The 12,783-nt window shown below is 63.3% G+C and carries 10 protein-coding genes; 3 read left to right on the plus strand and 7 right to left on the minus strand.

The window, feature by feature from the left end:
- Position 1 precedes the first annotated feature (1 nt).
- Complete coding sequence (locus tag O7A70_RS05010; protein WP_337139381.1) at positions 2-1,828, plus strand: alanine racemase; 1,827 nt, start codon at positions 2-4, stop codon at positions 1,826-1,828.
- Here the strand turns inward: O7A70_RS05010 and O7A70_RS05015 are convergent, their stop codons facing one another.
- From O7A70_RS05015 to O7A70_RS05045, 7 genes are all read right to left on the minus strand, one after another.
- A complete protein-coding gene (locus O7A70_RS05015; RefSeq protein WP_337139382.1) occupies positions 1,829-3,205 on the minus strand; it encodes an FGGY-family carbohydrate kinase in 1,377 nt (458 codons plus the stop codon).
- On the minus strand, positions 3,202-3,519 hold the full coding sequence (gene rhaM, locus O7A70_RS05020; protein ID WP_337139383.1) for an L-rhamnose mutarotase: 318 nt from the start codon (positions 3,517-3,519) through the stop codon (positions 3,202-3,204). Before rhaM ends, O7A70_RS05015 begins: the two co-directional genes overlap by 4 nt.
- Positions 3,519-4,520, minus strand: a complete 1,002-nt coding sequence (locus tag O7A70_RS05025; protein ID WP_337139384.1) for an ABC transporter permease — start codon at positions 4,518-4,520, stop codon at positions 3,519-3,521. The genes rhaM and O7A70_RS05025 overlap by 1 nt, the downstream gene beginning before the upstream one ends.
- On the minus strand, positions 4,517-5,494 hold the full coding sequence (locus tag O7A70_RS05030) for an ABC transporter permease (RefSeq protein WP_337139385.1): 978 nt from the start codon (positions 5,492-5,494) through the stop codon (positions 4,517-4,519). The genes O7A70_RS05025 and O7A70_RS05030 overlap by 4 nt, the downstream gene beginning before the upstream one ends.
- Complete coding sequence (locus O7A70_RS05035) at positions 5,491-7,032, minus strand: sugar ABC transporter ATP-binding protein (RefSeq protein ID WP_337139386.1); 1,542 nt, start codon at positions 7,030-7,032, stop codon at positions 5,491-5,493. Before O7A70_RS05035 ends, O7A70_RS05030 begins: the two co-directional genes overlap by 4 nt.
- Positions 7,033-7,114: 82 nt before the next feature.
- The gene (gene rhaS / locus O7A70_RS05040) at positions 7,115-8,110 is read right to left on the minus strand and encodes a rhamnose ABC transporter substrate-binding protein (protein ID WP_015319234.1); all 996 of its coding nucleotides are present in this window, start codon (positions 8,108-8,110) and stop codon (positions 7,115-7,117) included.
- A gap of 54 nt (positions 8,111-8,164) precedes the next feature.
- Entirely contained in the window at positions 8,165-8,968 is an 804-nt protein-coding gene (locus O7A70_RS05045; protein WP_027145694.1) for a DeoR/GlpR family DNA-binding transcription regulator, read from the minus strand.
- A 187-nt stretch (positions 8,969-9,155) separates the two neighbouring features.
- Between O7A70_RS05045 and O7A70_RS05050 the strand changes: the two genes are divergently transcribed.
- Both O7A70_RS05050 and rhaI read left to right on the plus strand, forming a co-directional pair.
- Positions 9,156-11,258: a bifunctional rhamnulose-1-phosphate aldolase/short-chain dehydrogenase gene (locus O7A70_RS05050; RefSeq protein ID WP_337139387.1), complete on the plus strand. Its 2,103-nt coding sequence runs from the start codon at positions 9,156-9,158 to the stop codon at positions 11,256-11,258.
- 107 nt (positions 11,259-11,365) lie between these two features.
- Entirely contained in the window at positions 11,366-12,658 is a 1,293-nt protein-coding gene (gene rhaI / locus O7A70_RS05055; RefSeq protein ID WP_337139388.1) for an L-rhamnose catabolism isomerase, read from the plus strand.
- Positions 12,659-12,783 lie beyond the last annotated feature (125 nt).

The raw sequence follows: 12,783 nt of genomic DNA on the forward strand, positions 1-12,783 counted from the left end.
GATGTCGGGACCGCAAGTCGCCATCGACCTTGGCCGCATCGAGCGCAATGCACGCACCATTGTCGATCGTTGCGCGCTTTCGGGCATCAAGGTGTTCGGCGTCACCAAGGGCACTTGCGGCATGCCGCAGGTGGCGCGCGCCATGCTGCGCGGCGGCGTCGCCGGCATTGCCGAATCCCGCTTCGAGAACATCCGCCGACTGCGCGACAGCGGTATCAGCGCGCCGATCATGCTGTTGCGCAGCCCGCCGATGGCGCGTGTGGAGGAAGTGGTGCGCACCTTCGACGTCAGCCTGCAGTCGGAGCTGACGATCATCCGTGAAATCTCGCGCATCGCCGAGCGCATGGGCCGCGTCCACGACATCATGCTGATGATCGATCTCGGCGACCTCCGAGAGGGCATCTGGCCGAACGACCTCATCCCCACGGTCGAGCAGATTCTCGACATGAAGGGCGTACGCATCGCCGGCATCGGCACCAATCTCGGCTGCTTCGGCGCCATCACGCCGACGGAAGAAAATCTCGGCCAGCTCGTCGCCCATGCCTACAAGACCGAGCGCCTGTCCGGGAAAAGCCTGGACTTCATCTCCGGCGGCGCCTCGTCGTCCCTGCCGCTGCTGCTCGAAGGCAAATTGCCGGCCGGCATCAACAATCTGCGCGTCGGCGAGGCGATCCTGCAGGGTGGTGTGGAAACCTTCCGTGACGTGCCATGGGCCGAACTCGAACCCGATGCCTGCCGGCTGACCAGCGACGTCATCGAGGTCAAGCTTAAGCCGTCGCGGCCGATCGGCACCTCCGGCTACGACGCCTTCGGCAACCAGCCTGTCTTCCCCGACGAAGGCGACAGGTTGCGCGCGATCGCCAATATCGGCCGCGAGGATGTGCTGGTCGAAGGGCTGAGCCCGATCGTCAAGGGCATAAGGGTGCTCGGCGCCTCCAGTGACCATCTGCTACTCGATGTCCAGGACGCCGATCCGCCGCTCGCCGTTGGCGATCGCGTCGCCTTCCGCATGAGCTATGGCGCCATGCTTTTGGCAATGACTTCGGAATATGTCGAAAAAGCACCAATGCACGATGTCGCGGATTTCTGCGGCCGCAAGATGGTGTCGATTTCGGCCGAAGCGGAAGCGGCCCGCATCCTCGCCCGGGAGGGAACCGGCGCCCGACTGGAAGCGATGAATTTCGACGTCGTCGAGCTGGCCGATATTGACCGGCCGCCCTCGGGCCTGATCCGGTTAGCCGCGGGCGCCGATCGTCGCATTGCGCACAAGGCACTGACGGCGACGGCGCGCGCGACGCACTCCTTCGGCCTGATCTGGATCGATTCCATCGCCGCGCTGATGCCCGAGGACGAGGACGGCATCGACCTGCCGGAAGTGTCGGTACTGGCGCGCTCGCTTGGCCTCGACCACAAGGCCGGCGCGCTGCAGCCGCAGCTGTCGCCGGAAAACGTCGTCATCGTCGGACTGCGCCATGCCGACCCGGCCGAAGTGCGGGTGCTGAAGGATTCGCGCGTCTCGGCCTTCACCATGACCGACATCGACGCCATGGGCATGCGCGACCTGATGCATGAGGCGATCCGCATCGCCACCTCGGGCACGCAAGGATTTCACGTCAGCTACTCGCCTGATGTGACCGAATTCGCCGGCTGGGCGGCTGGTTCCGGCGGCCTCACCGTGCGCGAGACGCATCAGGCGATGGAGGCGATCGCGCTTTCCGGCGGACTGCTGTCGATGAATGTCTCGGGCCTGAGTGCCGATCTGGAGCCCAGAATTGGCACGGAGACCGTCAACTTCGTCATGTCGGCCTTCGGCAAGCGGATCCTCTGATCAGCCAATAGCCTCAACGGCCGCCCGCCATACGCGCGCATACTCCGCCCAGGCCGGATCGGCCGGCGGCTCTTGTGTCTGGCCCTTGCCATGCGCGGCACCCTGGTCCGATGCCAGCAGGGCGGCCCCGATGCTGGTGCCGGTAGCGGCTTCCGATGCGACGACCGCGCGGCCGGTGCTCGCGGCAAGCATCCGCGTGAACAATTGGTTGCGCGCGAACGGTCCCTCGACGGTCGTCGGACCATCGCCGCCGATCAGGTCGAGGCACGTGGCGGTCATCAGCGCCAGGTAGAAGGAGATCGCGGCAAAGCGCTGGCCGGGAGGGATCGCCTCGCCCTTGCGCCATGCGGCGGTGTGATGCGGAAACGGCCCCGAGCCTTGCTGGATCGAAGGCAAAAGCAATGTCTTGCGCGTCAGCACCGCTGTGACATCGCTGTCGTTCCAGTTCTGCGCCGAGCCTTCGGTCAGCAGCGAGAATTCGCGGCCGCCCATGAACCGCGCCGAGGGCACGGGGTTGCCGAGTGCATTGACATTGACCAGCGTATCCCTTGCCGGATCGAGCGCGACCGCCTTGCCGCCGACCGCCATCGACACCACCCAGGTGCCGGTCGAGACCACCGAGAAGGGCGGCGCGTCGGATAGGAGATGCGGCAGCAGGGAGGCGTTGGAATCGTGCAGGCCGCAAAGGACCGGCGTTTGCGGGTCGAGCCCGGTCCGCTCCGCAAGCGCGGGCAGGATCGAGCCAAGACGGTCGCTGGCCGGCCGCACGGGCGCCATCACGTCGCGCCAGCCCAGGCGGTCGACCAGCGCCGAAAAATCCCCCGTCCAGGGGTTCCACAGATCGGTGTGGCAGCCGAGCGAGGTGACCTCGTTGGCGACGACACCGGTCAGGCGCAGCGCCCAGTATTGCGGGTACATCAGAATCGCGGCGGCCCTGGCGAACTCCGTCGGGAAGCTTTGCTGCTGCCAGAAGAATTGCGCGCCGAGATTGAGGCCGAGCGGCAGGCGCGGCGTGCCGGTCTCGGCGAAAGGCGGGCGGATCGCGTCATAGCCTTCCGCAAGCTCGTCGGGCCCGTCGAATTCATAGTCGAGAACAGGCAGCACGAGTTCGCCGGAGGCATCGACCAGCACGCCGGTCGCGCCATGGGTGGTGATCGAAATCGCGTCGATGCGCTGTTCACGGTTGAGCGCCGCAAGGCTGTCGAGGATGAAAACCCACAGCGCTTCGACATCGTGATGCGGATAGGGCGCCTGTCGCACCGGCGCATTCGCCCTGCGGCGCAGCGCTACCTCGCTCAATGTGGCGAGATCGACCAGCGCCACCTTGGCGTTGGTCTTGCCGATATCGATGACGGCGATGTGGCGGATCGCGCTCATTCCATATGGAACATTATTTCCAGGGGCACCGCCACCGGTTCATTGTCCGGCCTGGTCTCCATGATGTCGGCCATTTCAGCCCACCAGCGCTGCATCACCGGATGCTTCGGCAGATCGTCCATGCCGTGACCATCGCGCCGCCACAGCACCCCAAACAGGATATTGGTCTCTTCGTCGAGATGGATCGAATAGTCGGAGACGCCGGCCTGCTTGAGCAACGCGACCAGCGCCGGCCAGATTTCATCGTGGCGCTTCTTGTACTTGGCCTTCATGCCGGGCTTGAGCATCATCTTGAATGCGTACTTCTCGGGCATCAGGCCAAGCGTCCCCCGCGCAGCCGCCGCCACACGATCGGCAGCGCGATGACGATGATCAGGAGCAGGCCTATGAAGATCGACATGACGATGCCGGGCACGTTGAGCAGGCCGAGGCCGAAGGTCACCAGCCCCATGATGAAGGCGGCGAGCACGACGCCCAGAATGCTGCCGGCGCCGCCAAGGATACTGACGCCGCCCAGCACCACCATGGTGATGACTTCGAGCTCATAACCTTGGGCGATGGACGGCCGTGTCGAGCCGAGCCGCGAGGTGATCAGCACCGAGGCGATGCCCGACATCAGGCCGGTCAGGCAAAACAGGATGAATTTTATGCGGCCGACGCGCACGCCGGAAAACTGTGCCGCGACCGGATTGTTGCCGATGGCGAAGACACGACGGCCGAAAGTCGTGCGATGCAGCACAAGCCAATAGACGGCAGCCGCGATGAGGAAGAGCACCAGTTCGAACGACACCACCCACCAGACGTAACCCTGGCCGAAGAAGGCGAAGCTTTCAGGATAGCCCTTGTAGGCCTGATCGCCGAGGATGATGAAGGCGATGCCGCGAAACAGGCTCATCGTGCCGATGGTGACGACGATGGAAGGCAGGCCGAGGCGCGTGACCAGCAGCCCGTTGAAGGCGCCGCAGCCGAGGCCGACGACGATGCCGATCAAGACAAGCACTGGCGTGCCGGCGCCGGCCTGCACCGCCATGCCCATCATGGTCGATGCCAGCGCGATGATGGCGGCCACCGACAGGTCGATCTCGCCGGAGATGATCAGCAATGCCATGGCAAAGGCGATCAGACCCTTTTCGGTGAAGTTGAAGGTGAGATCGGAGAGCGAATAGGGGTCGAGGAAATAGGGTGAGGCGAAGCTGTTGATGGCAAAGATGGCAACCGCCACCACGACCAGCAGCGCTTCCCAGGAAAAGATCGCCGAAGAGAGCGGCTTGTCGAGCCGGTCGGGAATGTGGCGAGGGGCGGGGACGTCGGTCATGCCGCTTCCACCTTTCTCAGGATGATGCGGCCCTGCCGGCGTTCACCGCGCGCGTTGAGCACGACGGCCAGGATGATGGCGCTGCCCGAAATCGCCATCTGCCAGAAGGGCGAGATGTTGATGACCGGCAACGCGTTGGAGATGATGCCGAGGAACAGCGCACCGAGCACGGCACCGCCGACCGAACCGATGCCGCCGGCGATCGAGATGCCGCCGATGACGCAAGCGGCGATGATGTTGAGCTCATAGCCGTTGGCGACCTCGACCGAGGCAATGACGTAGCGCGAAATCCAGAGATAACCGCAGAGGCCACCGATCATGCCGGAGATGCAGAAGACGATGAATTTCGTGCGGCCGACATCGATGCCGGCATAGACCGACGCCGTCGGATTGACGCCGATGGCATAGATCGAGCGGCCGAGCGCGGTGCGTGTCATCAGCACGAAGAACAGTCCGATGACCAGTATGGCGATCAAGGACAGCACGGGAATGCCGAGGAAAGCAGCGCGCTGGAAACCGATGAAGTCGGGGCTCATCTTGTCGGCATTGACCCAGGCGCCGCCGGACAGGACGAAAGTAGCGCCGCGATAGATGGTCAGCGTGCCCAGTGTCACCACGATCGAGGGGATGTTCAGCCGCCACACCAGCAGGCCGTTGATCGCGCCGAGCACCAGCCCGACGGCAAGCGCGGTGACGATCAGCAGTGGGATCGGGATTGCTGGATGGGCGGCGTTCAGCATCGCCACCACCATGCCGGTGAAGCACAGATTCGAGGCCATCGACAGGTCGATGGAGCGGGTCAGAATGACGACCATCTGGCCGAGCGCCAGGATCATCAGGATCGACGTGTCGTTGAACACCTGGCGCAGATTGCCTGCATCGGCAAAGGCCGGAAAGCGCGTCGAGATCAGCCCGATCAGCACGACGATGGCCGCGAGCAGCCAGATTTCGCGGTATTTGAGGAATGCTTTCATGCCGCGATCCCCGCTGCTGTCCGGACCAACGTCTCGGCATCCAGTCCCTTGTTGTCGTAGACCGCCGCGACGAGGCCCTCGCGCATGACGACGACGCGGTCGGACATGCCGAGGATTTCGGGCAGTTCGGACGACACCATGATCACCGACAGGCCCTGCGCCACAAGCTCCGCCATGAAGCCGTGCACGGCGGCCTTGGAGCCGATGTCGATGCCCTTGGTCGGCTCGTCCAGGATGATCACCTTGGGTGTCGTCGCCAGCCATTTGGCGATGACCACCTTCTGCTGGTTTCCCCCCGAAAGCGTTCCGACATCCTGGCTGAGCGAGGAGGCCCTGAGGTCAAGCCTCTCTGTAAAGGAACGGGCCAGCGAAAATTCCTCCGCAAGCCGAAGCATGCCGGATTTGGAGGTCCGGGCGAGCGAAGGGAGAGAAACGTTCTGGAAGATCGGCAGGCCGATCACTACGCCCTGCTTGCCGCGTTCCTCCGGCACGTAGACGATACCGGCTTCGATCGAATCCGCCGCCGATTTCGGCGCGATCGCCTTGCCTTCCAGCGTGATCGTGCCGCTGCTGGTGCGCGTGATGCCTGAAATCGCCTGCATGACCTCGCTGCGCCCAGCACCGACCAGGCCGTAGAAGCCGAGGATCTCGCCCTTGTGCAGCTCGAAGCCGATGTCGTTGAATTCGGTCGGGTGCGACAGGCCGGAAACGGAGAGCACCGGCGCGCCGATCTCGGCCTTGCGCTGCGGAAAGATGTGGTCGACCGCGCGGCCCACCATCATGCGCACGATCTGGCTCTGGCCGGCATCCCTGATCAGGCCTTCGCCGACCATCTCGCCGTCGCGGAATACGGTGTAGCGGTCGGCGATGCGATAGATCTCGTCGAACTTGTGGCTGATGAACAGGATCGCCTTGCCCTGTTCCTTGAGGAACTCGATGAGCAGGAACAGCTCCTCGATCTCCTTCATCGAAAGGGCGGCGGTCGGCTCGTCCATGATGACGATCTGAGAATCGATCGACATGGCGCGCGCGACCGCGACCAGATGCTTGTTGGCGATGCCGAGATCCCTGAGCCGCGCATCCGCGTCGATATGGCCGGCATGCATTGTGTCGAGCACTTCCCGCGCATTCTTGCGCATCGTGCGCCAGTCGATGGTGCCGAAGCGCGAGCGCGGCGCATGGCCGAGGAAAATGTTTTCGGCGACGCTGAGATCGTCGAACAGAACCGTCTCCTGGTGGATGGCGGTGACGCCGATTCCGAAGGCCGCATGCGCGCTGGGCAAGGTGACGGGCTGCCCGTCAATGCTGATGGTCCCCGCGTCGGGCTGGTAGATGCCGGTCATGATCTTGACCAGCGTCGACTTGCCGGCGCCGTTCTCGCCGATCAGCGCGGTCACCTGGCCTGGATAAAGCGAAAGGCTGACATTGTGCAGCGCCCGCACGCCGGGAAAGCTCTTGGAGATGCCGGACAGCGTCAGGCGTGGAGCCGAGGCTGCAGGCCGCTCCTTTGTCTCGCTGTGTTGGGCTGTCGTGTCCATATCCGTATCCAGCCCTGAAACTAGGTCCGTTTGAAGTCGCGGCGGGACCAAAGCCCCGCCGCGCCAATGAAGGGCGCCAGGATCAATAGATCTTGGAGAACTTCTCGATGTTGCTCTTGTCGAACTGGAAGGGCGGAGCCATCGCGGCCGAGTTGGTGTCGTCGAGCGTCACCTTGCCGACGCGGCCGATCGACAGCGTGGCGCCCGGCTTGGCCTCTTCCTTTTTCACCGCCAGGTCATGGGCGAGGTAGACGGCGGAGTAACCGAGGTCGATCGGGTTCCACAGCGCAACGGCCTGGCTGGCGCCGTTGTCGATGAACTTCTTGAACTCCGACGGCAGCGCCAGTCCGGTGACGTTGACCTTGCCGATCAGGTTCTCGTCGGTGACGACCTGTGCGGCGGCGACGACGCCGACGGTGGTCGGCGCGATGATCGCCTTGAGGTTCGGATAGGACTTCAGCAGGCCCTTGGCCTCGTCGGTGCTCTTGGCCGAGTCGTCATCGCCATAGACGGTGGCGACGAGCTTGATCTTGGGGAACTTCTCCGGCAGCACCTTCTTGGCCGCTTCGATCCAGGAGTTCTGGTTGGTCGCGGTCGAGGAGGCCGACAGGATGGCGACATCGCCGCCTTCCGGCAGATAGTCGGCGGCAAGCTTGATGATGGTCTCGCCGATCAGGCCGGTGTCGGACGGGTTGAGGTGAAGCTGGCGGCCTTCCTTGGCGACGCCCGAATCCCAGGAGATGACGGTGATGCCACGCTCCATGGCCTTCTTCAGCACCGGCACCAGCGCGTCGGCGTCATTGGCGGAAATCGCGATGGCGTTGACCTTCTGCGCGATCAGCGAATTGACCACTTCGATCTGCGCCTCGGCGGTCGCCTTGGTCGGGCCGGTGTAGATGATGTCGACGTCGCCGAGTTCCTTGGCCGCCTCTTGCGCGCCCTTGTTGGCGGCATCGAAGAAGCCGTTGCCGAGCGACTTCACCACCAGCGCGATCTTGACGTTCTCGGCGTAGGCGGCATTCACGAACATGGCGGCCGAGAAGGCCGCCGTCACCATCAATTTCTTCAGAAAGCTCATCGTTTTTCCTCCCTTGAGCGTTGCATTCCATCGCCGCTGCGGCGTGAGGGTGTCTCAGGCCTGCAGTGAAGATTCTTCCTTTGTCGACTTGCGGGCGACGATCAGCGTCACCCCCGCGGTTTCCAGCATCTTTGCCTCACGGTCCTCGATGCCGTCATCGGTGATGACGGTTGCGATCCGCGAAAGACCACACAGGATCAGGCTGGAGCGTTTGCGGAATTTCGAGGAATCGACCAACACCACCAGTTCGTCGGCCTGGTCGATCAGCTTCTGCTCCGCCTGGATTAGCAGCGGATCGCCTTCCATCAGGCCGAGAGGCCCCAACCCTTGAGCACCCATGAACATGCGGCGCGCGTAGAAATTGCGCGTCACGTCATTGTCGAAAGGCGACAGGATGATGTTCTGCTCGCGATAGATCGTGCCGCCCGACAGCATCACCGTGTTCTTGGAGTGCTTGAGCAGGTGCTCGGCGATCGGGAACGAATTGGTGAAGATCGGCATGCGGCGGCCGGTCAGGAAATGCACCATCTGGAAGGTGGTGGTGCCGCCATTGATGATGATCGGCTCGCCGTCCTTGCACAGTTCGACCGCTTCGCGTGCGATGGCCCGCTTCTGCGCGGCGTTGAGCGTTTCGTTGACGGAGAAGGGGCGGCCCGCCAGCCCGATGAACTGCGGCGGCGAGATCGCCTCGGCGCCGCCGCGCACCCGGCGCAGGCGTTTCTGGACATGGAGAGCAGCGATGTCGCGCCGGATCGTCGCCTCGGAGGATTCCGTCAGGTCGACCATCTCCTGCACCGTCACCACAGGTTTTTCCTGGACGGCGGACAGAATGATCCTATGGCGCTCTTTTTCGTGCATGGTTCCTCCCTGCCTCAGCATCTAGGCACCCAAAACGAGCAGTGTCAATCATTTCCGATCATATAATTTCATTGTGCAGTGCAATATGATTGATGTTGATCGTTTGTGATTGACAAGCTCGCCTCTTGCGTAGACATTCCCGGGCGAAAAAGGAGCGCATCGTCCGCGCTCCAAGGGAGGATTACCTATGCTCGACAAGCGCTCCGGCTCGCGCCTCGCCAATCTGTGGGATGATGCGAAGGCACAGGGGATGAGCGAGCCCGAGCTTCTGGTCTATCGCTCGAACACGCTCGGCTCCGACAAGCGCGTCACCAATTATGGCGGCGGCAATACCTCCTCGAAGATCTGGCAGAAGGATCCGCTCACCAGCGAGAATGTCGAGGTGCTTTGGGTCAAGGGCTCGGGCGGCGACAGCGCCTCGATCAAGCTGGACGGCTTCGCCACCCTCTACATGGACAAGTTGCGGGCGCTGAAGGGGCTTTACCGCGGCGTCGAGCATGAGGACGAGATGGTGGGCTATCTGCCCCACTGCACCTTCAACCTCAATCCACGCGCGGCCTCGATCGACACGCCGCTGCACGCCTACGTGCCGAAGCCCTTCGTCGACCACATGCATCCCGATGCCATCATCGCCATCGCCGCCGCGAGAGATTCCAGGGCGCTGACCAAGGAGATCTTCGGCGACGTCATTGGCTGGCTGCCATGGAAACGGCCGGGCTTCGAGCTTGGCCTGTGGCTGGAGAAATTCTGCCTCGAATACCCAACCGCCAAGGGCGTCATCCTCGAAAGCCACGGCCTGTTCACCTGGGGCGACACTCCCAAGGAGTGCTACGAGACGACGATCTCGGTGATCAACCAGGCGATCGAATGGCTCGATCGCCGCTCCGAAGGCGTGGCGACTTTCGGTGGCGAGGTGGTGAAGTCGCTCGACGCCGCTGACCGCCGTGCCATTGCCGCCAAGCTGATGCCGAGAATCCGTGGCCTGATCTCGGAAAAGAGCCACAAGCTCGGCCATTTCGACGATTCGGCCGCCGTGCTCGAATTCGTCAACTCGAAAAATTTGCGCCCGCTGGCCGCGCTCGGCACCTCGTGCCCGGATCATTTCCTGCGCACCAAGATCCGCCCGCTGGTCATCGAATTCGACCCGGCAAAGCCTGACGTCGATGCCGTCATCGCGCGCCTCGCCGACGACATTGCCGCCTATCGTGTCGGCTACCAGGCCTATTACGACAGCTGCAAGCATGCGGATTCGCCGGCCATCCGCGATCCCAATGCGGTGGTCTATCTGATGCCCGGCGTCGGCATGTTCACCTTCGCCGGCGACAAGGCGACCGCACGCATCTCGGGCGAATTCTACGTCAACGCCATTAACGTCATGCGCGGCGCGTCCACCGTCTCGTCCTATGTCGGCCTGCCCGCGCAGGAGGCTTTCGACATCGAGTACTGGCTGCTCGAGGACCTGAAGCTGCAGCGCATGCCGAAGCCGAAGTCTCTCGCCGGCCAGATCGCGCTGGTCACCGGCGGCGCCGGCGGCATCGGCCGGGCTACGGCCAACCGCCTGCTGCGCGAAGGCGCCTGCGTGGTGCTGGCCGATATCGACGAGGCGGCGCTCGCCAGCGCCAATGAGGAACTCGCAAAAGCCTATGGCAAGGATTTCATCCGGCCGGTCCTCATTAATGTCACCTCGGAGGATCAGGTCGTCGCCGGCTTCGCCGAGACGGCGGTCGAGTTCGGCGGTATCGACATTCTGGTCTCCAATGCTGGCCTTGCGTCCTCGGCGCCGATCGAGGAGACGACGCTGGCGCTGTGGAATAAGAACATGGATATCCTGTCGACCGGCTATTTCCTGGTCTCGCGGGAAGCGTTCCGGCTGTTACGGGTACAGAAGATCGGCGGCAATGTCGTCTTCGTCGCCTCCAAGAACGGCCTTGCCGCGTCACCCAATGCCGCCGCCTACTGCACCGCCAAGGCCGCCGAGATCCACCTGGCCCGCTGTCTCGCGCTGGAAGGCGCGGAAGCGCAGATCCGGGTCAATGTCGTCAACCCGGACGCCGTGTTGCGCGGCTCGAAGATCTGGACCGGCGAGTGGAAGGAACAACGCGCCGCCGCCTACAAGATGTCGACCGACGATCTGGAAGAGCACTACCGCTCGCGCTCGATGCTGAAGCGCTCCGTCTTCCCGGAAGACATCGCCGAGGCGATCTATTTCCTGGCCTCCGACATGTCGGCCAAGTCGACCGGTAACATCATCAACGTCGACGCCGGCAACGCACAGAGCTTTACGCGCTGAGCTAACGTCGAAGCGCTTCCCTTCTCCCCGTCACTATACGGGGAGAAGGTGGCCCGAAGGGCCGGATGAGGGGCAGCGCTGACCGAATGCATCTGGGAGGAACAGCAGTGTCCGAATCCATCATCTCCGCCGACATCGTCGATAAGAGCAATGCCGCGCGCAAGGCCGACCTCGAGCGCGACTACGCCTCGCTCGGCGAACGCCTCGACCGGCGCGGCATCGCCATCGACGCCATCAGGGACAAGGTCGAGAAATTCGCCGTCGCGATCCCCTCCTGGGGCGTCGGCACAGGCGGCACGCGCTTCGCCCGCTTCCCGGGCGCCGGCGAGCCACGCGACATCTTCGACAAGATCGAGGATTGCGCCGTCATCAAGCAGTTGACACAGGCGACCCCGACCGTCTCCCTGCACATCCCGTGGGACAAGGCCGATCCGAACCGGCTGAAGCAGGCGGCCTCCCGCTTCGGTCTCGGTTTCGATGCCATGAATTCCAACACCTTCTCGGACACGAAGGACCAGAAGCTCTCCTATAAATTCGGTTCGCTGTCGCATTCCGATGCCGGTACGCGCCGGCAGGCGGTCGAGCACAATCTCGAATGCATAGAGATCGGCAAGACGCTGGGCTCCAGGGCATTGACGGTGTGGATCGGCGACGGCTCGAATTTCCCCGGCCAGGTCAATTTCGCCAAAGCCTTCGAGCGCTATCTCGATGCCATGAGGCAAGTCTATGCCGGCCTGCCGGCCGACTGGAAGCTGTTCACCGAGCACAAGATGTACGAGCCGGCCTTCTATTCCACCGTGGTGCAGGACTGGGGCACCAACTACATCATCGCCAAGGAATTGGGTGACAAGGCGTTCTGCCTCGTCGACCTCGGCCACCATGCGCCCAACGTCAACATCGAGATGATCGTGTCTCGGCTGATCCAGTTCAAAAAACTCGGCGGCTTCCACTTCAACGATTCGAAATATGGCGACGACGATCTCGATGCCGGCTCGATCGATCCCTACCGGCTGTTCCTCGTCTTCAACGAACTGGTCGATGCCGAGCTTTCCGGCGCCGAGGGCTTTGATCCCGCCCATATGCTCGACCAGAGCCACAACGTCACCGATCCGATCGAAAGCCTGATGCTGTCGGCGGTCGAGGTGCAGCGCGCCTATGCGCAGGCGCTGCTGATCGACCGCAAGGCGCTGGAAGGCTTTCAGGACGGCAATGACGCGCTGATGGCGACGCAGACGCTGAAGGCGGCTTACCGCACCGATGTCGAGCCGATCCTTGCCATTGCGCGGCTGAAGACCGGTGGCGCCATCGATCCGGTCGCGGCTTACCGGGCAGCGGGCTACCGCGCCAAGGTCGCGGCGGAACGCCCGGCGGTCGCAGGTGGCTCCGGCGGGATCGTTTGAGGTAGAGCCGATCTCCCCCCTTGCGGGGGAGATGTCCGGCAGGACAGAGGGGGGCGCTGTCCCGCCGACGTCTCAGCTGATTGAGCTGCCTCACAATCAAACCTGGATGAACAAACGTCTGAAGG

It is taken from the genome of Mesorhizobium sp. Cs1299R1N1 (assembly GCF_037179655.1).
Lineage (GTDB): Bacteria > Pseudomonadota > Alphaproteobacteria > Rhizobiales > Rhizobiaceae > Mesorhizobium > Mesorhizobium salmacidum.

Coding starts and splice junctions, on each gene's coding strand:
- rhaS (WP_015319234.1), bottom strand. CDS start 8,110: ATGAGCTTTCTGAAGAAATTGATGGTGACGGCGGCCTTCTCGGCCGCC.
- O7A70_RS05045 (WP_027145694.1), bottom strand. CDS start 8,968: ATGCACGAAAAAGAGCGCCATAGGATCATTCTGTCCGCCGTCCAGGAA.
- O7A70_RS05025 (WP_337139384.1), bottom strand. CDS start 4,520: ATGACCGACGTCCCCGCCCCTCGCCACATTCCCGACCGGCTCGACAAG.
- rhaM (WP_337139383.1), bottom strand. CDS start 3,519: ATGCCCGAGAAGTACGCATTCAAGATGATGCTCAAGCCCGGCATGAAG.
- O7A70_RS05035 (WP_337139386.1), bottom strand. CDS start 7,032: ATGGACACGACAGCCCAACACAGCGAGACAAAGGAGCGGCCTGCAGCC.
- O7A70_RS05015 (WP_337139382.1), bottom strand. CDS start 3,205: ATGAGCGCGATCCGCCACATCGCCGTCATCGATATCGGCAAGACCAAC.
- O7A70_RS05010 (WP_337139381.1), top strand. CDS start 2: ATGTCGGGACCGCAAGTCGCCATCGACCTTGGCCGCATCGAGCGCAAT.
- O7A70_RS05030 (WP_337139385.1), bottom strand. CDS start 5,494: ATGAAAGCATTCCTCAAATACCGCGAAATCTGGCTGCTCGCGGCCATC.
- O7A70_RS05050 (WP_337139387.1), top strand. CDS start 9,156: ATGCTCGACAAGCGCTCCGGCTCGCGCCTCGCCAATCTGTGGGATGAT.